Annotated in this window: 16 protein-coding genes; 8 read left to right on the top strand and 8 right to left on the bottom strand. The window is 75.1% G+C overall.

Annotated elements, in window-relative coordinates; all coding sequences use genetic code 11:
* Positions 1 to 40 precede the first annotated feature (40 nt).
* Positions 41 to 1474: an NAD-dependent malic enzyme gene (locus tag DT076_RS11290; RefSeq protein ID WP_407642725.1), complete on the top strand. Its 1434-nt coding sequence runs from the start codon at positions 41 to 43 to the stop codon at positions 1472 to 1474.
* A gap of 10 nt (positions 1475 to 1484) precedes the next feature.
* A complete protein-coding gene (locus tag DT076_RS11295; RefSeq protein ID WP_114126774.1) occupies positions 1485 to 2048 on the top strand; it encodes a YqgE/AlgH family protein in 564 nt (187 codons plus the stop codon).
* Positions 2049 to 2260: 212 nt separating this feature from the next.
* On the opposite strand, the gene DT076_RS11300 is transcribed toward DT076_RS11295, so the two are convergent.
* The 5 genes from DT076_RS11300 to DT076_RS11320 are packed head-to-tail and all read right to left on the bottom strand — an operon-like array spanning position 2261 to position 7496.
* Positions 2261 to 3553 carry a DUF58 domain-containing protein gene (locus tag DT076_RS11300; protein WP_114126775.1) on the bottom strand — a complete coding sequence of 431 codons (1293 nt, stop codon included), beginning with the start codon at positions 3551 to 3553 and terminating at the stop codon, positions 2261 to 2263.
* 10 nt (positions 3554 to 3563) lie between these two features.
* Positions 3564 to 4556, bottom strand: a complete 993-nt coding sequence (locus DT076_RS11305) for an AAA family ATPase (RefSeq protein WP_114126776.1) — start codon at positions 4554 to 4556, stop codon at positions 3564 to 3566.
* On the bottom strand, positions 4553 to 5713 hold the full coding sequence (locus DT076_RS11310; protein ID WP_114126777.1) for a DUF4350 domain-containing protein: 1161 nt from the start codon (positions 5711 to 5713) through the stop codon (positions 4553 to 4555). The genes DT076_RS11305 and DT076_RS11310 overlap by 4 nt, the downstream gene beginning before the upstream one ends.
* Positions 5710 to 6444: a DUF4129 domain-containing protein gene (locus DT076_RS11315; RefSeq protein WP_114126778.1), complete on the bottom strand. Its 735-nt coding sequence runs from the start codon at positions 6442 to 6444 to the stop codon at positions 5710 to 5712. The genes DT076_RS11310 and DT076_RS11315 overlap by 4 nt, the downstream gene beginning before the upstream one ends.
* Entirely contained in the window at positions 6441 to 7496 is a 1056-nt protein-coding gene (locus DT076_RS11320; RefSeq protein WP_114126779.1) for a hypothetical protein, read from the bottom strand. The genes DT076_RS11315 and DT076_RS11320 overlap by 4 nt, the downstream gene beginning before the upstream one ends.
* Before the next feature lie 236 nt (positions 7497 to 7732).
* Between DT076_RS11320 and mtrA the strand changes: the two genes are divergently transcribed.
* From mtrA to DT076_RS11345, 5 genes are all read left to right on the top strand, one after another.
* The gene (gene mtrA / locus DT076_RS11325) at positions 7733 to 8404 is read left to right on the top strand and encodes an MtrAB system response regulator MtrA (RefSeq protein WP_114126873.1); all 672 of its coding nucleotides are present in this window, start codon (positions 7733 to 7735) and stop codon (positions 8402 to 8404) included.
* Positions 8405 to 8415: 11 nt separating this feature from the next.
* Positions 8416 to 10086: an MtrAB system histidine kinase MtrB gene (gene mtrB, locus DT076_RS11330; RefSeq protein WP_267896820.1), complete on the top strand. Its 1671-nt coding sequence runs from the start codon at positions 8416 to 8418 to the stop codon at positions 10084 to 10086.
* Positions 10083 to 11840: a GerMN domain-containing protein gene (locus DT076_RS11335; protein WP_114126780.1), complete on the top strand. Its 1758-nt coding sequence runs from the start codon at positions 10083 to 10085 to the stop codon at positions 11838 to 11840. Before mtrB ends, DT076_RS11335 begins: the two co-directional genes overlap by 4 nt.
* Before the next feature lie 142 nt (positions 11841 to 11982).
* A complete protein-coding gene (locus tag DT076_RS11340; protein ID WP_114126781.1) occupies positions 11983 to 14070 on the top strand; it encodes an ATP-binding protein in 2088 nt (695 codons plus the stop codon).
* Positions 14071 to 14200: 130 nt separating this feature from the next.
* Positions 14201 to 14890 carry a ComF family protein gene (locus tag DT076_RS11345; protein WP_114126782.1) on the top strand — a complete coding sequence of 230 codons (690 nt, stop codon included), beginning with the start codon at positions 14201 to 14203 and terminating at the stop codon, positions 14888 to 14890.
* On the opposite strand, the gene DT076_RS11350 is transcribed toward DT076_RS11345, so the two are convergent.
* From DT076_RS11350 to DT076_RS11360, 3 genes are read right to left on the bottom strand one after another with little or no spacing between them, the layout of a single operon-like run.
* Positions 14813 to 16555, bottom strand: coding sequence for a [protein-PII] uridylyltransferase family protein (locus DT076_RS11350; protein WP_114126783.1), 1743 nt, complete (start codon positions 16553 to 16555; stop codon positions 14813 to 14815). The two genes, DT076_RS11345 and DT076_RS11350, sit on opposite strands and share 78 nt — an antisense overlap.
* Positions 16556 to 16574: 19 nt before the next feature.
* Positions 16575 to 16913 (bottom strand): P-II family nitrogen regulator, encoded by a 339-nt coding sequence (locus DT076_RS11355; RefSeq protein ID WP_114126784.1) that lies wholly within the window; start codon positions 16911 to 16913, stop codon positions 16575 to 16577.
* Positions 16910 to 18286: an ammonium transporter gene (locus DT076_RS11360; protein ID WP_199539127.1), complete on the bottom strand. Its 1377-nt coding sequence runs from the start codon at positions 18284 to 18286 to the stop codon at positions 16910 to 16912. The genes DT076_RS11355 and DT076_RS11360 overlap by 4 nt, the downstream gene beginning before the upstream one ends.
* Before the next feature lie 298 nt (positions 18287 to 18584).
* On the opposite strand from DT076_RS11360, the gene hpf reads away from it, so the two are divergent.
* Positions 18585 to 19229, top strand: coding sequence for a ribosome hibernation-promoting factor, HPF/YfiA family (hpf, locus tag DT076_RS11365; protein ID WP_114126785.1), 645 nt, complete (start codon positions 18585 to 18587; stop codon positions 19227 to 19229).

Consider the following 19229-nt stretch of genomic DNA (forward strand, 5'->3'; position numbering starts at 1 on the left):
CCCGCCACCGGTGGGGACGCGTGAGAGCATGGCCGACGTGATCTCACCGCGTACCCGGGCCCTGTCGGTGGCCTACTCCATCACCGTCCGCATCCTCGCCCCTGCCGGTGGGCAGGCCGTCAGCCAGCTCACCCGCACGGTGGAGGCCGCCGGTGGTGCGGTGACGGCTCTCGACGTCTCGGACTCCGGGCAGGCCCAGGTCCAGATCGACGTCACCATCGGCGCCAGCTCCACCGAGCACTCCGCGGAGGTGGTGGAGGCCCTCGGCCAGATCGAGGGCGTCACCGTCAGCCGGGTCTCCGACCGCACCTTCCTCATGCACCTGGGCGGCAAGCTCGAGACCGCGCCGCGGCACCAGATCCGCACCCGTGACGACCTGTCGATGATCTACACCCCCGGTGTGGCGCGGGTCTGCCTGGCGATCGCGGAGAACCCCGAGGACGCCCGCCGGCTGACGATCAAGCGCAACTCGGTCGCCGTCATCACCGACGGGACGGCCGTGCTCGGTCTGGGCGACATCGGCCCGAAGGCCGCCATGCCGGTGATGGAGGGCAAGGCGGTGCTGTTCAAGCGGTTCGCCGACATCGACGCCTGGCCGCTGTGCCTGGACACCACCGACCCCGACGAGATCGTCAGCGTGGTCAAGGCCGTCGCACCCGGGTTCGCCGGGATCAACCTGGAGGACATCTCCGCCCCGCGCTGCTTCGAGATCGAGGCCCGGCTGCGGGAGGCCCTCGACATCCCGGTCTTCCACGACGACCAGCACGGCACCGCGATCGTGGTGCTGGCCGCGCTCTACAACGCGCTGCGCGTGGTGCAGAAGGAGCTCGGCGACGTCCGGATCGTCATGTCGGGCGCCGGGGCGGCTGGTACCGCGATCCTCAAGGTGCTGCTGGCCGCCGGTGCCCGTCACGTGGTGGTGGCCGACATCAACGGGGTGGTGCACCGCGACCGCGACGGGCTCAACGAGAACCTGCGCTGGATCGCCGAGCACACCAACGCCGAGGGCTTCACCGGCACCCTGAAGCAGGCGCTGGCCGGGGCCGACGTGTTCGTCGGGGTCTCCGCGCCCGGGGTGATCGACGCCGACGACGTGGCCACCATGGCCGACCGCTCGGTGGTGTTCGCGCTGGCCAACCCGACCCCGGAGATCGACCCCGCCGAGGCGTCCGTGCACGCCGAGGTGGTGGCCACCGGGCGCTCGGACTTCCCCAACCAGATCAACAACGTGCTGGCCTTCCCCGGTGTCTTCCGGGGTCTGCTGGACGCCCGCAGCCACAACATCTCGATGTCGCTGCTGATCGCGGCCGCCCGCGCCCTGGCCGGGGTGGTGGCCGACGACCAGCTCAACGCCAGCTACATCATGCCGAGCGTCTTCCACCCCGACGTGCACGACCACGTCGCCGCCGCGGTGCGCGAGGCCGCCGGCGGTGCGGCCGAGCTGCCGGAGGTGTCCGGCGACGCCGTCCTGTGAGGACGCTGCGGTGAGCGCCCGCCAGCCGCGACCCGGGGACCTGCTGGTCGCCGCCATCGGGCCCGGCGACGGCGTCTTCGACCGCACCGTGGTGCTCGTCCTGGACGCCGACGGCGACGGCGCCCTCGGGGTGGTGCTCAACCAGCTGGCCGACCTGCCGCTGAGCGCGGTGCTGCCCGACTGGGTGGAGCGGGTGAGCGAGCCGAAGGTGCTCTTCCGCGGCGGCCCGGTCTCACCGAACGGCGCGATCTGCGTCGCCGCGGTGGCCGACCGCTCCGAGGAGCCGCCGGGGTTCCGTCCGTTGTTCGGCACCGTCGGCCTGCTGCACCTGGACACGCCGCTGGAGATCGTGGCCGGCGCCTACGACGACATGCGGATCTTCGCCGGCTACGCCGGGTGGAGCCCCGGCCAGCTGGAGTCCGAGCTGGCCGACCGCCGCTGGTACGTGGTGCCCTCCCGCTACGACGACATCTTCGGCCCCGACCCGGCCACGCTCTGGCGACGGGTGCTGCGTCGCCAGCCCAACCGGCTGGCCTTCCTCAGCAGCTGGACCGAGGACGCCGAGCTCAACTGAGCTCGCGCCGCCGCACCGCGCCGCGTCAGCGACCGCCGGCCCACCCCTCACACACGTTCGCGCGACGCCACCCATGCTGCAGCTGGTGTGCCGCTGGACGAAGGTGTGTGGAGGTCCGGGGCGGTGCGCGGCCGACGAACCCGTCACACACGTTCGTGGGGCGGCACCCGTGCTGCAGCTGGTGTGCCGGTGCGCGAAGGTGTGTGCGGGGGTCAGACCTGGCCGGTGCGGCGCAGCGCGAGGTAGTGGTCGGCGACCTCGGGGGCGAAGTGGTCCGGCGGGGCGGACACCACGCTGATCCCGGCGCGCCGCAGCCGGGCGGCGGTGCGCTCACGACGGTCCAGCTCGCCCTGGGCGGCCGCGGCGGCGTAGGCGTCGGCGGGGGTGTCGCGGATGGCCAGCAGCTCCTCGGTGCGGGGGTCGGAGACCGAGGCCACCACCAGCCGGTGCCGGCGCAGCAGCGGGGCGAGCGCCGGCAGCAGCCCCTCGCCCACCGTCGCCTCGTCGAGGGCGGTGAGCAGCACCACCAGGGAGCGCTGCCCGACCCTAGCGCTGATCTCGCCGACCAGGGAGCGGTGCGCGGTCTCGGTCAGCACCGGCTCGACGTCGGCCATCGCCTGCACCATCGCCGAGAGCAGCTCGCCGGCGCCCACCCGGCGGACGTCGGCGCGGACCCGCCGGTCGGCCACCAGCAGGTCCACCCGGTCCCCGGCCCGGCTGGCCAGCGCGGCCAGCAGCAGGGCGGCGTCCATCGACAGGTCGAGCCGTGGCTGGTCGCCGACCCGCGCCGCGGAGGTGCGGCCTGAGTCGAGGACGACCAGGACGTGCCGGTCCCGCTCGGGCCGCCAGGTGCGCACCACCACGGTGGCCGAGCGCGCGGTGCCGCGCCAGTCGATGGAGCGGACGTCGTCACCGGGCACGTACTCGCGCAGGCTGTCGAACTCGGTGCCCTGCCCGCGTTGCAGCAGGCTGGTCCGCCCGTCGAGCTCGCGCAAGCGCGACAGCCGGCTGGGCAGGTGCCGACGGCTGCTGAACGGTGGCAGCACCCGCACCGTCCAGGGGGCGTCGTGGTCGGCCTGCCGGCCGGCGAAGCCGAGCGGTCCGAGCACCCGCACCGTCACCGGCCCGGCGCGCCGGTCCCCCCGCCGGGTGGGGTGCAGCACGGTGGTGTGGCGGCGCCGCTGCCCGGCCGGGACGACCAGCCGTCCGACCCCGCCGGTGGCGCCGGCCGAGGGCACCCAGGCGTCCCGCACCCGGCAGCGGACGGTCCGCCGGCCCGGGTTGGTGACCCCCACCCGCACCTCGCCCTGCTGGCCCAACCGCAGCGACCGCTCGCCGTCGCGGACCACCGTCAGCCGGCGGGGGGACGGCGCCAGCGCCACGTCGGCGACCACCACGGCCAGCACCACCCCGAGCACCACCGCCCACCCCTGCCAGGTGCCCAGCCAGAGCACCAGCGGGGTGAGGAGGGCCAGCAGCACCAGCGGCCGCCAGGTCAGCACCACCGCGCCGTCCTCACCGCGGCACCGCGACCGTGGCCAGCACCGACTCCACGCAGGCGTCGGGCGTCAGCCCGTCCAGCTCGGCCTCCGGCCGCAGGCTGATCCGGTGCCGCAGCACGGGGAAGGCCAGCGCCTTGACGTCGTCGGGGTAGACCGAGTCGCGGCCGGCCAGCCAGGCCCAGGCGCGGGCGGCGGCGAGCAGTGCGGTCGCCCCCCGCGGCGACACCCCGGCACGCAGCGAGGGCGAGGCCCGGGTGGCCCGGCAGACGTCGACCGCGTAGCCGAGCACCGCCGGGTGCACCTGCACCGAGCGCACCTCCGCCCGGGCCCGGGCGATGTCCTCCGCCCCGGCCACCGGCCGCAGCCCGGCGGCGTCCAGGTCGGAGGGGTCGAACCCCTCGGCGTGGCGGCGCAGCACCTCCAGCTCGGCCTGCCGCTCCGGCAGCTCGACCTGCACCTTCATGAGGAAGCGGTCCAGCTGCGCCTCCGGCAGCGGGTAGGTGCCCTCGTACTCCACCGGGTTCTGGGTGGCGGCGACGAGGAACGGCTCTGCCAGCCGGCGCGGCTCGCCCTCGACCGTCACCTGCCGCTCCTGCATCGCCTCCAGCAGCGCGGCCTGCGTCTTGGGCGGGGTGCGGTTGATCTCGTCGGCCAGCAGCAGGTTCGTGAACACCGGCCCCTCGCGGAAGACGAACTCGGCGCTGCGGCTGTCGTAGACCAGCGAGCCGGTGATGTCGCCCGGCATCAGGTCGGGGGTGAACTGCACCCGCTTGCTGTCCAGCGCGCAGGCGGCGGCGAAGGCCCGCACCAGCAGCGTCTTCGCCGTGCCGGGGACGCCCTCGAGCAGGACGTGCCCGCGGCACAGCAGGCCGATCAGCAGCGCGGTGACGGCCGGCTCCTGGCCGACCACGGCCCGGGCCACCTCCTCCCGGACCAGCCCGAGGGCGCGCCGGGACGGGCTGGGCTGGCGGGGTGCCGGGGGAGCGGGCGGTGCGGGCTGGGTCATCGGGACGTCCTCTCGACGGTGGTCTCGGGGGTGCGGGCAGCGGGACGGCCGGGTTCGTGCACCCGGCGCTCGGCCTCGGCGAGCTGGAGCGCGAGCCGGGCCAGGGCGTCGTCGTCGGCCGGTGGCGGACCGGTCAGCACCTCGCGCAGCCATGCCGGCTCCAGCTCGGTCGAGGCGTGCACGGTGGTGACCAGGGCCAGCGGGTCGGCCGGGCCCAGCCGGCGGGAGAGCCGGCCGACGGTGCCGGCGCGCAGCACCGCCGCCGCGTGCTCGCGGGCGCCCATCCGGTGGTAGAGCCGGCCGTGCCCGGTGACCGCCTCGCCGGCCGGCACCACCACCGGGAGCTGCTCGGTCAGCACCGGCCCCAGCCGGCGTCCCCGCCAGAGCAGCAGCAGCACGAAGCCGACGGACGCCTGCGCGCCGAGCAGGGCCCACCACGGCGGCAGCAGCGAGGGAGGCCCGGCCGCCGGCTCAGCGACCGGGTCCGGGTCGTTCAGCCACACCAGCGCGGGTTGGCGCCCGAGCACCTGCATGGCGAAGGAGGCGTTGCCCTCGGTCAGCAGCTCGCCGTTGGCCCACCCGGTGCCGAGCAGGTGCACGGTCGCGCCGCGGGAGGTCAGCCGGAGGTAGCGGTGGCCGGTGCCGGGCGCGGGGTAGCAGGCGATCTCGGCGTCCTCCGTCGAGTAGCCGGGAGCCCCGGCCGCGCCGGCGGTGGTGCCCGCACGGCGGGCGGCGGGGTCGGCGCATCCGGGCTGGTCGGCCCCGACCCCGGCGGCGTCGACCGTCCGCACCGCCAGGCCGGCGGCCTCCAGGGTCGCGGCGTCGGGGGAGAGCAGCACCACCTCGGCCGGCGCGCTGGCCCAGAGCCGCTCCCAGTCCGCCGGGCGGAGCCGGTCGGCGGCGTGCACGACCAGGGTGTGCGGAGCCGCGGCGTCCCGCGCGGCCGAGGGCACCGATCCCGCCACCCGGACGTCCACGCCCTCGGCCGCGACCAGCCGGCGCAGTGCCGAGGCGCCCTGGTCCCGGTCCGATCCCGGGTCGCCCGGGACACCGCGCAGCACGTCGACGAGCCAGCCGGTGCCGAGCAGCACCAGCAGCGCCGCCGCCAGCACCAGCACCGGCCGGCGCCACCGGCGTCGGGTGCGCGCGGCGCTCATCCGGGCACCCGGCTGAGGTCGGCCCGTCCGGCGGCCTGCAGCACCGCCTCGGACAGGGTGCGCAGCTGCTGCCAGCGCTCGGGGCTGGGAGCCCGGCGCCCGTAGACCACCTCGTTGAACAGCGTGGCCGCCGAGCGGAGGTCCGCCTCGGCCTCCGGGACGGTCTCGGCGGCCCGCCAGGCCACCTCCAGCGCGGTGCGGCTGGGCCGCGGGTCGATCACCGTCAGCTCCTCCAGCCCACGCACCATCGCCCGGAACTCCTCCAGCACCGCGGTCAGCAGGTCGCCGCGGGCGGCGGCCTGCTCGGCCAGCGAGCGGTACTCCTGCGGGCTGACCCCGGCCTCGGTGCGCACCTCCGCATCACCCACCGTTCGGTTGAGGCGGGGCAGGCCGACCCGCCACACCAGCAGCGCCAGCCCAGCCACGCCGAGCACCACCAGCACGGTGGGCCACAGCCCGCCGTCGGCGTCCCCGCCCGCGCCGGGGGAGAGGTCGGTGAACCGGCGCACCACCTCGCCCAGCCAGCGCAGCACCCGCTCGACCAGTGCGGAGGACCGGTCGGCGAGGTCCTCGGCCAGGAGCACCAGCCGCTCCACCAGCCGGTCCAGCCAGCCCGGGTCGGCCGGCTGCTCGAGGGGCACCCCGAGCTCCTCGGCCGCGCGCCGGCGCGCCTCCTCGCGCCCGATGGTGATCGGGACGTCGAGGGGTGGCAGCAGGCGCGGGGCGCTCACGGGCGCCCCTGCGGCTGCGGCGGGTCGAGGCAGTCGAAGCGCAGCGCGAGGTCGAGGCCCTCGCTGCGCATCCGCAGGTCGAGGTAGAGCACGGTCTGGAAGGCCGCCCCGAAGGGCAGCGCGGCGACCAGCGTCATCAGGTAGCCGCAGGCCAGCACATACCAGGTGCCCGGACGCTCGACCAGGAACAACACCGTGTCGAGGTCGAGCCCGAGCACCGGGCCGTAGATGCCGGTGGCCGAGACCAGCGCCACCAGGGCCAGCCCGCCGACCAGCCCGACCAGCCCGACGCCGGCCGCGGTCACCGCCGTCGCGCGGAGCGCCTGCCGGATGCCGACCAGCTGGACGGCCCGCCCGAACGCCGCGGGCACCGAGGTCGGGCGGTGCGGACGTCCCACCCAGTCCGGAGCGGTGGCGCCCTCCAGCGCGTAGCAGGGCACCGCCAGCACCAGGTAGGACGCCAGCCAGCAGGTCAGCACGGCCATCAGCGCCACCGCGACCACCGAGCCCACCCCGGCCCAGAGCGGGTCCTCGACCAGGGCGAACGGCACCACCACCAGCTGCACCAGCGACAGCACCCAGCCCAGCGCCGCCGACAGCGGCACCGCCAGCAGACCCAGCCCGGTCGCCGGCAGCAGCAGCCGGCGGCTGGAGCGCCAGGTGACCGGGGTGCCGGCCGGGGCGAAACCCTCCCCGAGCACGGTGCGCAGGCAGACCCGGCTGACCACCGCCGCCACCCAGACCGCCAGCAGGTAACCGACGACCACGCCTCCCAGGCCCAGCAGCACGACCACCACCCAGGCGAGCACGTCGGAGGTGCCGGCCAGCGCGTGCCACAGCAGCCACAGCCCGCCCACCTGCACCCCCAGCAGCACCGCCAGCCCCAGCGGTGGGGCGAGCACGGTGGTGACGTCGCGCTGCACCACCGCGAAGGCGGCGTCGAGCACCTCCCCGACGGTCAGCGGCCGCAGCGGCAGCAGCGCCTGCTCCGCGGCGCGGGCGACCTCCGGCCGGGCGGTCCGGCGTCCCGGGCCGGGCGGTGCGGGGGTCACGGCCGGCAGTCTCCCACGCGGGAGGTCGGGTGACAGGGCGCCCGGGCGGCGCAGGAGGCGCGCGCGCCCGGCGGCGGGCGTCGTACCGGGCAGTAGGATGCAGGTTCGAGCGCCTGCCTGGGCAGGCGTGCGGTCCCCGCAGCCGGTGCGGCGGACGGGAAGGGGCAGCGGTGTCGGACGCGGGACGGGTGTCGGAGACCGGACGGGGGTCGGACCCGGAGCGGACGGGCCAGCGGATGCGGGTCCTCGTGGTCGACGACGACGCGGCCCTGGCCGAGATGCTGCAGATCGTGCTGCGCCAGGAGGGCTTCGAGCCGATCTGGGTCGGGCAGGGCGACGCGGCGCTGGCCGCCTTCCGCGAGCACCAGCCCGACCTGGTGCTGCTCGACGTGATGCTGCCCGGCCGGGACGGGGTGGACGTCTGCCGCGACATCCGCGCCGAGTCCGGGGTGCCGGTGGTGATGCTCACGGCGCGCTCCGACACCATCGACGTGGTGGCGGGGCTGGAGGCCGGCGCCGACGACTACGTCGCCAAGCCGTTCAAGGCCAAGGAGCTGGTGGCCCGGATCCGGACCCGGCTGCGCCGCCGTCCGCAGGCCGAGGACGCCGACGTGCTGCAGATCGGCGACCTCACCATCAGCGTCGAGGGCCACTCGGTGCGCCGCGACGGCAGCGAGATCGCCCTCACCCCGCTCGAGTTCGACCTGCTGCTGGCGCTGGCCAAGAACCCGCGCCGGGTGTTCAGCCGCGAGGTGCTGCTGGAGCAGGTGTGGGGCTACCGCCACGCCGCCGACACCCGGCTGGTCAACGTGCACGTGCAGCGGCTGCGGTCCAAGGTGGAGCGAGACCCCGAGCGTCCCGAGATCGTCGTCACGGTCCGCGGCATCGGCTACAAGGCCGGCGGCTGAGGACGGTCGCGGTGGCGACCCTGGCCGAGCGCGTCCACCCCGGGTGGGAGCGGCTGCTGCGCACCCCGAGCCGGGTGTGGTGGAGCTCGCTGCCGCTGCGGGTGATCGCCTCCACCCTGGGCGCCTCCACCGTGGTGATGCTGCTGGGCGGGTTCCTGCTGATGCAGCAGGCCACCGACGGCATCCTGCGGGCCAAGCAGCAGGCCGCGCTCGCCGAGGCCGCGGTCGCGCTGGACACCGCGCAGCGCTCGCTGCAGGCCGCCGACCTGGCCAGCTCCAACGTCAACGAGGTGCTCACCCGGCTGGCGGTGGAGGTGGTCAACCGGGGCGCCAGCGGCGGGCAGTACGAGGTCGTGGTGCAGGGCCCGGTCTCCGACATCCAGTCCCCGCGGGTCTCGGCGACCAGCGTCCCGGAGATGCTGCGCAGCCGGGTAGCCGAGGCCGAGGGCACCTGGGTGACGCCGACCGAGATCGGCTGGACCGACGGCACGCCGCCGGTGCCCGGGCTGGCCGTCGGCGGCTCCCTGGTCGCCCCCGGGACGGGCCGCTACGCCATCTACTTCCTGTTCCCGCTGACCTCGGAGATGGAGACCCTGCAGGTGGTGCAGCGGGCCGTGGTCACCACCGGCACGCTGCTGGTGCTGGCGCTCACCGCGGTGGCCGCGCTGGTGGCCCGCCAGGTGGTCGACCCCGTGCGGGAGGCCCGCCTGACCGCCGGGCGGCTGGCCTCGGGCCACCTGGACGACCGGCTGCGGGTGCGCGGCAGCGACGACCTGGCAGGGCTGGCGACGTCGATGAACTTCATGGCCTCGGAGCTGCAGAAGCAGATCGAGCAGCTGGAGGAGCTGTCGCGGGTGCAGCAGCGCTTCGTCTCCGACGTCAGCCACGAGCTGCGCACCCCGCTGACCACCGTCCGGATGGCCGCGGAGGTGCTGCACGAGGCCCGCGAGGACCTCGAGCCGCTGGCCGCCCGCTCGGCCGAGCTGCTCTACCACGAGGTGGACCGGTTCGAGGGGCTGCTCGGCGACCTGCTCGAGATCTCCCGCTTCGACGCCGGGGCCGCGGTGCTGCAGACCGAGGAGACCGACGTCCTGGAGCTGGTGGAGCGCGAGGTCGCCGCCCAGCGGGCCTTCGCCGAGCGCAGCGGCACCCCGCTGACCATCATCCGGCCCACCCGCCCCTGCACCGCCGAGGTGGACCCCCGACGGATCACCCGGATCCTGCGCAACCTCATCACCAACGCCATCGAGCACGGCGAGCACCGCCCGATCGACATCTGGGTCGAGGGCAACGAGGACGCCGTCGCGGTCGCGGTCCGCGACCACGGCATCGGCTTCGAGGCCGCCCAGGCCAAGCAGGTCTTCCACCGTTTCTGGCGGGCCGACCCCGCCCGGGCCCGCACCGTCGGCGGCACCGGGCTGGGGCTGGCCATCTCGCTGGAGGACGCCCGGCTGCACTCGGGCTGGCTGAACGCCTGGGGACGTCCGGGGCTGGGGGCGCAGTTCCGCCTGACCGTGCCGCGCGTGCGCGGCGGCGTGGTGCGGATGTCGCCGCTGCCGGCCATCCCGCGCGACCTCACGCTGCCCGGGCTGCCCCCGCCCGGAGGCCCCCGGGCGGTCGGGGGCGCCGGCGTCCGTGCGGTCCAGCACCAGCTGACCGCCTCGGCCGAGGAGCCACGGTGACGCCCGGACGCCGCCGCGGCGGCTGGCCCGCCTGGCTGCTGCTGCCGCTGCTGGTGGCGGTGCTCACGAGCTGCTTGTCGGTGCCGACCAGCGGACCGGTCGAGAGCGGCGGCACCGCCGGCCCGGCCCCCAGCGGGCCGGTGGAGATCGAGCCGCAGCCGCCGGCCGCCGGGGCCTCGCCCGCGCTGGTGGTGGAGGGCTTCCTGCACGCCATGGCGAACTACCGCACCGACTACACCGTCGCCCGGGAGTACCTGGCCGAGGAGGTGCGCGACAGCTGGCGGCCCGAGCGCGCGGTGATCGTCTACGACTCCGGCTCTCCGGTCAGCACCGGTGAGACGGTGGTGCTCGACCGTCCGCTGGTGGCGGTGGTGGACGCCGGCGGGGCGTTCCAGCGTCAGGACCGCCGCTACCGGATCGACTTCGAGATGCGCCGCGACGCCGCGGGGGAGTGGCGGATCGGCAACCCGCCCGACGGGCTGCTGATCTCGCAGTACCTCTTCGAGCGCTTCTACGACGACGTCAACGTCTACTACTTCAACCCCGAGTTCAGCACCCTGGTGCCCGACCCGATCTACGTGCCGCGGGGCAGCCAGTCCGCCACCACGCTGCTGCGGGCCATGCTGGACGGGCCGACGTCCTGGCTGCGCGAGGCGGTCGTCTCGGCCGTCCCCGAGGGCACCGAGCTGGGGCTGTCGATCCCGGTCGACGCCGGCGGGGTGGCCGACGTCTCGCTGAGCGCCACCGTGGACGCGCTGAACAACGAGCAACGCACCCGGATGGCCGCGCAGGTGGTCTGGACGCTGCGCCAGCTGCCGCAGATCACCGCGGTGCGCTTCCTCGTCGACGGGATGCCCTACGTCGTGCCCGGCCAGGACCCCGGCGGTGTGCTGCCGCTGAACGCCTACCAGTACTTCTCCCCGGTGCCCGCCCTGGACTCCGCGCTCTACGTCGCCACCGAGCAGGGGATCGGCAGCACCCGCAGCGACGTCCTGCCCTACGAGGTGCGCCCGCTGGACGGGCCGCTGGGCGGCTGGACCGAGCCGGTCGCGGGGCTCGCCGTCTCCAACGACCCGATGCCGAAGGCCGCGGTGGTCACCGGCGACCGCAGCCGGCTGCTGGTCGCCGACTCCGCCCCCGAGGCCGCGCTGGTGACGGTGCTGGAGGGCCAGCAGGGGCTGCTGGCGCCCCAGTGGGACCGCTTCGACGAGCTGTGGACGGCGGCGTCCGGGCCGGAGCCGGGGTTCTGGGTGGTCCGCGACGAGCAGCCGCTGCGGGTCCGGGCGCCGGCGCTGGAGGAGGCCGAGCTGGTCGACTTCGCCATCTCCCCCGACGCCACCCGGATGGCGGTGGTGCGGCGCACGGCGGCCGGGACCGAGCTCGGGCTGGCGCTGATCACCCGCGGCGACGACCCCCGGGTGGACTCCTGGCGCCGGCTGCCGCTGGTCTCCAGCGGCCGCAGCGGCCCGACCACGGTCGCCGCCGTCGACTGGACCAGCGCGACCTCGCTGCTCGTCCTCGGCGCCACCACCCCCGACGGCCCGCTGCTGCCGTGGACCGTCGACCAGGACGGCGCGGGCATGAACCAGGTCGGTTCCGGCAGCTGGTCGGCCCGGTCGCTGCACGCCCACGCCTCCGACCAGACCGCCCCGGCCGCGGTGGTGGGCCGTGACGGCGAGCTCTGGGTCCGCGAGACCGACTTCTCCTGGCCCGAGAAGCTGCAGGGCGTCCGGGCGGCGGCCTACCGGGGCTGACCCGCGTGCCGGGCCGCCATGGCGCCACCCCTGGACGGGCGGTGACGGGTGCGCCCGCCGCTCGCTAGGGTCGCCTCCGCGGCGTGACCCAGGTCCTCCGCGCGGGTGGAGCGACCCGCAGCCGAGCGAGGAGGAGGTCCGGGTGCGGGTCGAGCCGGCAGGGGTGCTGGTCAGCCGGTGGTACCTCCCGGTCGGCGGCGCCGTGGTGGTGGCCGCCGCGGCGGTCCTGCTCAGCCCGCTGCCCCAGCCGGTGCGGGCCACGGTCAGCGACTGGGGCGTCCTGGGTCTGATGCTCTCGGTGGCCGCCGCGCTGTGGGTGCGTGGTCGCACCAAGACCGACCCGGGCCGTCGCCGGGCCTGGCAGCTGTTCGCGGTGGGGTGCCTGCTGGCCGCGGTGGGCAACATGGTGCTGCTGCTGCCGCCGTCGGACCAGTCGGCGTCCGCGCTGGTGGTGGCCACTGTCGCGGCCATCGTCGTCGGGTCCACCGGCACGCTGCGCTACCCCTCGATCCCGCTCGGCAGGGTGGAGCTGGCCCGGGTCCTCGCCGACGGCCTGGTCGTCGGGCTGTCCCTGCTGGGCATCCTGCTCGGCGTGGTCTCCGCGGTCCGGCCCGACCTCGGTGGCGACGACACCGGGTGGACCGTCCTCGTGCTTCCGGTCGCCGACTGCGTCGTGGTCACCGTGCTCGTCATCATGGTGCTGCGCTCACCGCCGGCCGACTACGCGCGCTTCTACACCGCCGCCCTCGGGTTCATCTGCATCGGCGTGGCCGACACCGGGTTCGCGCTCCGCCAGCTCGCCGCCAGCCCCGCCACCACCGGGGAGCCCACCGACCTGGGCTGGTTCGTCGGCTACCTCGGCATCATCGTCGCCGTGCTGTCGCCCGACCGTCCGGCCCGCCCGGGCGCGCACGGGGTCGCCGACCGCCCCATGCTGGGGACGGCCACCGTCTACGCCTGCCTGGTCGCCGCCGCCGTGGTCCTGATGGTGGGCCCGCTCGGCGACATCTCGACCCCGGTCCGGGTGCTGGCCGTGCTGGTGGCGGTGGCAGTGGCGCTGCGCGAGCTGCTCGTCACCTACGACAACCTGCGGCTGCGCCGGGGGCTGACCCGGCTGGTCGAGCAGCGCACCGAGCAGCTGCGCGAGTCGGCCGAGCTGTCGGAGGCGGTCGCGGCCTCGGTCGGCGACGGCGTCCTGGCCGCCGACCTGGACGGGCGGCTGACCTACGCCAACGCCGCGGCGGCGACGCTGCTGGACTGGCCGCGGACCCGGTTGGTGGGCCGGCCGCTGGCCGAGGTGGTGGTGCTCGACCCCGACGGCGGTGTCCCGCCGTCACGGCCGCTGGGGTGGGTCGGTGAGGCCGTCGAGAACGGACGGGTGAGCACCGGCCGGACGCACTGCCGCCAGCCCGACGGCACGCTGGTCCCGGTGCAGCTGACGGTCAGCCCGCTGAGCCGCAGTGGTCGCACCACCGGCTGCGTGGTGGCCCTGCGTGACCTGCGTGGGCAGGAGCGGGTGGAGCGGATGAAGTCGGAGTTCGTCTCCACCGTCAGCCACGAGCTGCGGACCCCGCTGACCTCCATCCGCGGCGTGCTGGGGCTGATGGCCGACGGCCGGCTCGGGCCGGTGGCGCCGCAGGCCGTGCCGATGGTGCGGATCGCCTCGGAGAGCACCGAGCGGCTCAGCCGGCTGGTGGACGACCTGCTCGACGTCGAACGCCTCCAGTCGGGCCGGTTCCCGCTGTTCCCGACCGACGTGGACCTGGCCGAGCTGGCGCGGCGGGCCGTCGACCAGAGCCGGCTGCTCTTCACCGCCCGCGAGGTGGAGGTCGGCGTGCACGCGGCCGGGGAGGACCATGTCGCGTGGGGCGACCCGGACCGCATCCAGCAGGTGCTCACCAACCTGCTCTCCAACGCCGCCAAGTACGCGCCGCCCGGGAGCGAGGTCGACGTGGTGCTCGGCCGCGACCCCGCCGGGCTGGGTGGACGTGGTGCGGTGGCGGTCGCCGTGCGCGACCGGGGCCCGGGGATCCCGGCGGACAAGCTCGAGCAGATCTTCGACCGCTTCGTGCAGGCCGACCAGAGCGACACCCGGGCGAAGGAGGGCACCGGCCTGGGGCTGGCCATCGCCCGTCAGCTCGTGCACGCCATGCACGGGTCGCTCCGGGTCGAGAGCGAACCCGGGCGGAGCACCACCTTCACCATGGAGCTCCCCCTCGGCGACCGCTGACCCGGACCCGACCACAGCACCCTCAGCCCGTCGAAGGGCGCCATCCCCGACCATCCACAAGGGCGCGCCGCTGTCCACAGCCGGGGCCCGAGCGGCGTCCAGGTGACGGCGAGCGCCCCAGGCTCACTCCGTGCGGACGTGGCTGGATGCGGCGGCGGACCTGGTGCTGGGCGCGCAGTGCCCGGGGTGCATGTCGCCGGGGTTGGGGTGCTGCGCCGTCTGCCGGGCCGAGGTCGAGGGCGGACGGCTGCAGCGCTGGCACCCGCGGCACGGTGCGGCGGAGGAGGTCGTGCTGGCGGCCGGCGGGTACGCCGGGGCGACGCGGCAGGTGCTGACGGCCTACAAGGAGCGGCAGGCGTGGTGGCTGGCCCCGCTGCTGGGTCGACGGCTGGCGCTGGCGGTGGCCGCCGGTCTGCGGGTGACCGGGGCGCGGCCGCCGGTGCTGCTGGTGCCCGTGCCCTCCGCCCCGGCGGCGGTGCGCGAGCGCGGGCTGGACACCACCGCCGAGCTGGCGCACCGGGCGGCGGCCTGGCTGCGCCGGCAGGGGCTGGACGTCCGCAGCGCCCGCCGGCTGCGGCACCGGCGCCCGGTGGCCGACCAGGTCGACCTGTCCGCGGTCGAGCGTCGGGCCAACCTGGCCGGGGCGGTGGCCGCCCGGCGCCGCGGCGGCGACCCGGACCGCTGGGTGGTGGTCGACGACGTGGTCACCACCGGCGCCAGCCTGGCCGAGGCGTCCCGGGCCTCAGCCGGCCAGGCCGACGTGCTGTTCGGCGCCGTCGTCGCCGCCACCCAGGCGCGCTCGGAGGTGGCCGGTCAGTGAGTGCAGCAGGGTGGCCCGCCACGGGCTCCACGCCTTGGCCCCGACCGAGCGGGCGTCGGCCTCGGTCAGCGCCTCGAGCAGGTCGACCACCTCCACCCGGTGCCGGACCGCCCGCAGCCCCGCCTCGATGGTGGCCGGGTCGGTCGGGTCGGCGGTGGTCGCCAGGGTGACCAGGGTGAGGTGCTCGCGCACCAGCAGCTCGACCACCGCCGCGTCGTCGGCGTCGAAGCCGAGGTGGAGCGCGGTCCGCGCCGCGATCGGAGCGCCGACGACGCTGTGGTCGTCGGCCCCGCGGATCTTGCCGATGTCGTGCAGCAGCGCGGCGACCAGCAGCAGGTCGGGCCGGTGCCGGTGCTGCTGGCGGGCGGCGTGCAGCACCGTCTCCAGCAGGTGGCGGTCGACGGTGTGGCGGTGGATGCTGTTGCGCTGCGGGCGGCTGCGCACCGCCGCCCAGCAGGGCAGCCAGGCGTCCACCACGCCGGCCTGGTCGAGGGACTCCCAGACCTCGAGCAGCCCGTCGCCGGAGCCCAGCAGCCGGATGAGCAGCCGCCGCGCCTCTTCCGGCCAGGGCCGCGGCAGCGGCGCCCCGTTCTCGGCCAGGTTGGCCGCGGTGGCCGGCGCCAGCGGGATCTGGCGGGTGGCGGCGGCGAGGGCGGCGTGCAGCACCAGCAGCGGGTCGTCGAGGTCGTGCCCGCGACCGAGCACGACCTCCCCGTCGTGCAGGTAGAGCCCCTCGCCCAGCGGCTCCAGCTGGGGACGTCGGGGGCCGATCCGCCGCGAGCGGGCCCGCTGGCTCTGCCGAGCGGCGCGCATCGTGGTGTGCACGGCCTGGTGCACCACCCGGGCCGAGCGGGACACCTCGGTGAGCAGCTCGTCGGCGTCGGCCAGCCCGAGCACCTCGGCCACCGGCTGCTGCTCCTGCCGCGCCAGGATGCTGCGGCTGCGACCGGTCACCAGGTGCAGCGCGTCACGGACGTCCAGCAGCCGGCTGTAGGCCTGGTCGGGGGCGCCGTGCGGACGGTCGGCCAGCCAGGAGCGGGTGAGCGCCCGCAGCACCACCATGTCGCGCAGCCCGCCGCGGGCCTCCTTGAGGTCGGGCTGCAGCGACTGCGACAGGTCGCCGGCCTGCTCGTGCCGGGCGGCGACGGCCTCGACCAGCTCGGGCAGCCGCTTGCGCGACTGCGCCCGCCAGTCCTCGGCCAGCTGCTTGCGGACGCCGGCCACCAGTGCCTCGTCCCCGGCCACCGGCCGCAGGTCGAGCATCGCCGCGGCGACCGCCAGGTCGCCGGAGGCGACCGCGCGGCACTGGGCCAGGGAGCGCACCGAGTGGTCCAGCCCGACCCCGGAGTCCCACAGCGGGTACCACAGCCGGTCGGCCACCTCGGCCAGGTCGGCGGGGGAGAGGGAGCGGCCGTCGTGCAGCAGCACCAGATCGAGGTCGGAGAGCGGCCCGCCGTCACCGCGGGCCAGGCTGCCGGTGCAGGCCAGCGCGGTGCCGGAGCCGACCTTGATCGGGTGCTCGTGCTCCTCGGTGGCCTGCCGCCACAGCTGCTGCAGCCGGTCCAGCGTCCGGTCGGTGAGGGTGGTGCGTAGCGCCGAACCGGCGCCCGGGGTGCTCAGACCCCGGGCGCCGGCCAGCTGCAGTCGGAGGTCACGTAGACCCATGGGGTGGTCCTGCTCCCGGTCAGAGCGCCTCGGTGCCGCGGTCGCCGGTGCGGACGCGGACCACGTCGTCGACCGGGACCGACCACACCTTGCCGTCACCGATCCGGCCGGTGCGGGCCTGCTGGACGATGAGGTTGATGACGTTGTCGGCGTCGGGCTCGTCGACCAGCACCTCCAGGCGGATCTTCGGGATGAAGTCGACCGTGTACTCCGCCCCCCGGTAGACCTCGCTGTGGCCGCGCTGGCGGCCGTAGCCGCTGGCCTCGCTGACGGTCATCCCGGAGATCCCGAACCGCTCGAGGGCGTCCCGGACGGGCTCCAGCTGGTGGGGCTTGATGATCGCGGTGATGAGCTTCATGCCATTTCCTCACTGTTCGGGGCGGGAGCCGCTGCCGGCTCGTCGGCGGCCTGACGGGGGACGGTCGTGCCGGTGGCGGTGGCCGCCGCCAGCATCCCGCTACCACCCCGCAGCGGGTGCAGGTCGTAGCCGGACTCCGCGTGCTGGTCGCCGTCGATGCCGTCGACCTCGGCCTCCTCGTCCACGCGCCAGCCCATGACCAGCTTGAGCACGAAGGCGATCAGCAGGGTCACCACGAAGGAGTACACCAGGGTGGCCAGGGCGCCCACGGCCTGGATGCCGAGCAGACCGGCACCGCCGCCGTAGAACAGCCCGGAGGCCTCGGCCGGGGCGGCCGGGTCGGCCAGCAGACCGATGAGCAGGGTGCCGATCAGGCCACCGACCAGGTGGACGCCGACCACGTCGAGGCTGTCGTCGTAGCCGAGCTTGTACTTGAGCCCGACCGCGGCGGCGCAGGCGACGCCGGCGATGAGGCCGATGATGATGGCCCCGATCGGGGAGACCGAGGAGCAGGCCGGGGTGATGGCGACCAGACCGGCCACGATCCCCGAGGCCGCACCGAGGCTGGTCGGGTGGCCGTCGCGGATCCGCTCCAGCACCAGCCAGCCGATCATCGCGGCGCAGGTGGCGACGATGGTGTTGACGAAGACGGTGGCCGCGGTGCCGTTGGCGGCCAGTGCGGAGCCGGCGTTGAAGCCGAACCAGCCGAACCAGAGCAGGGCCGCGCCCAGCATCACCAGCGGCAGGTTGTGCGGCCGCATCGGCTCCTTCTTGAAGCCGATCCGCTTGCCGAGCACCAGGGCGAGGGCCAGGGCGGCCGCACCGGCGTTGATGTGGATCGCGGTGCCGCCGGCGAAGTCGATCGCGCCCAGCGTGTTGGCGATCCAGCCGCCGGTGTAGCTGCCGTCGTCGGTGGAGAAGGCGAAGACCCAGTGCGCGATCGGGAAGTACACCAGCGTCGCCCAGACGACGGTGAACACCATCCAGGTCGCGAACTTCGCCCGGTCGGCGATCGCACCGGAGATCAGCGCCACCGCGATGATGGCGAACATCGCCTGGAAGGCCACGAACGCCATCGCCGGCGCCGTCCCGGACAGGGCGTCCGGGCTCATCAGCCCGTTCAGACCCAGGTACTCCAGGGGGTCGCCGAGCAGCCCGGCGCCACCGACGGAGTTGCCGAAGGCCATGCTGTAGCCGTACAGAACCCAGAGCACGCCGACCACGGCCATCGCTCCGAAGCTCATGAGCATCATGTTGAGGACGCTCTTCGAGCGCACCATGCCGCCGTAGAAGAGGGCCAGCCCCGGTGTCATCAGCATCACCAGGGCAGCGCACACCAGGATCCAGGCGGTGTCACCGGTATCGATTTCCATGGGGCCCGATCGTTCGGCACCGGTGTTTCAGTCGACGCCGTTCTTTGTTACGGCCGCGTGTCCGCTGCCCGCCCGGTGTAAGCGTTGGGTGACGTGACGCCCCGGCCGGGCCCCGCCTTCACAGCCCCGGAGGGCTCGTCTAACGTTGGTCCATGGCGCCAGTGCCTCCGTTCTGGTCGGCTCCCCCGGGTGGGGAGCAGGTCGGACGGGGTTCGGGTGCCACTGCCATCTCCGCCGGATCTCGGGGCGGAGACGCCCCGACTCCGGCGGTCCCCCCAGAGCCACGGAGGTCGTCACCATGGATGTTGTCGTGTCGGGTCGTCACTGCGCCCTCACCGAGGAGTTCCGCGCCCACGTGCAGGAGCGGGTCGCCCGGATCGAGCGGTTGCGGGAGCGGGTGATCCGGGTCGAGGTCGAGGTCTCGGCCGACCGGACCCGCAAGATGGAGCAGGACACCTGCGTGCAGATCACGCTGCTCAGCAAGGGTCCCGCGGTCCGCTCCGAGGCCTGCTCGCACGACAAGACCATCGCCTTCGAGAAGGCCCTCGACAAGCTCACCACCCAGCTCCGCAAGGCCCACGACCGCCGCGCGGTGCAGCACCGCAACGGACGCCGCCCGCTGCGTGAGATCGCCATGCTGCACCCGATGGACGCCGCCCCCGCCGAGGAGGCCGAGCCCGACGACGTCCGCACCGTGGCGGGGATGCAGGTGCAGGGTGACGGCCCCCTGGTCGTCCGGGAGAAGACCCACAGCGCCCCGCCGATGACGCTGGACCAGGCGCTGGACGAGATGGAGCTGGTCGGCCACGACTTCTACCTCTTCGTCGACGCCACCAGCGGGCGTCCGAGCGTGGTCTACCGGCGCCACGCCTACGACTACGGCGTCATCCACCTCGAGACCGAGGGCGCCGACACCGCGCAGGCCGCGAGCGTCAGCGCCTGA

It is taken from the genome of Desertihabitans brevis (genome assembly GCF_003327535.1).
Taxonomy (GTDB): Bacteria; Actinomycetota; Actinomycetes; order Propionibacteriales; family Propionibacteriaceae; genus Desertihabitans; species Desertihabitans brevis.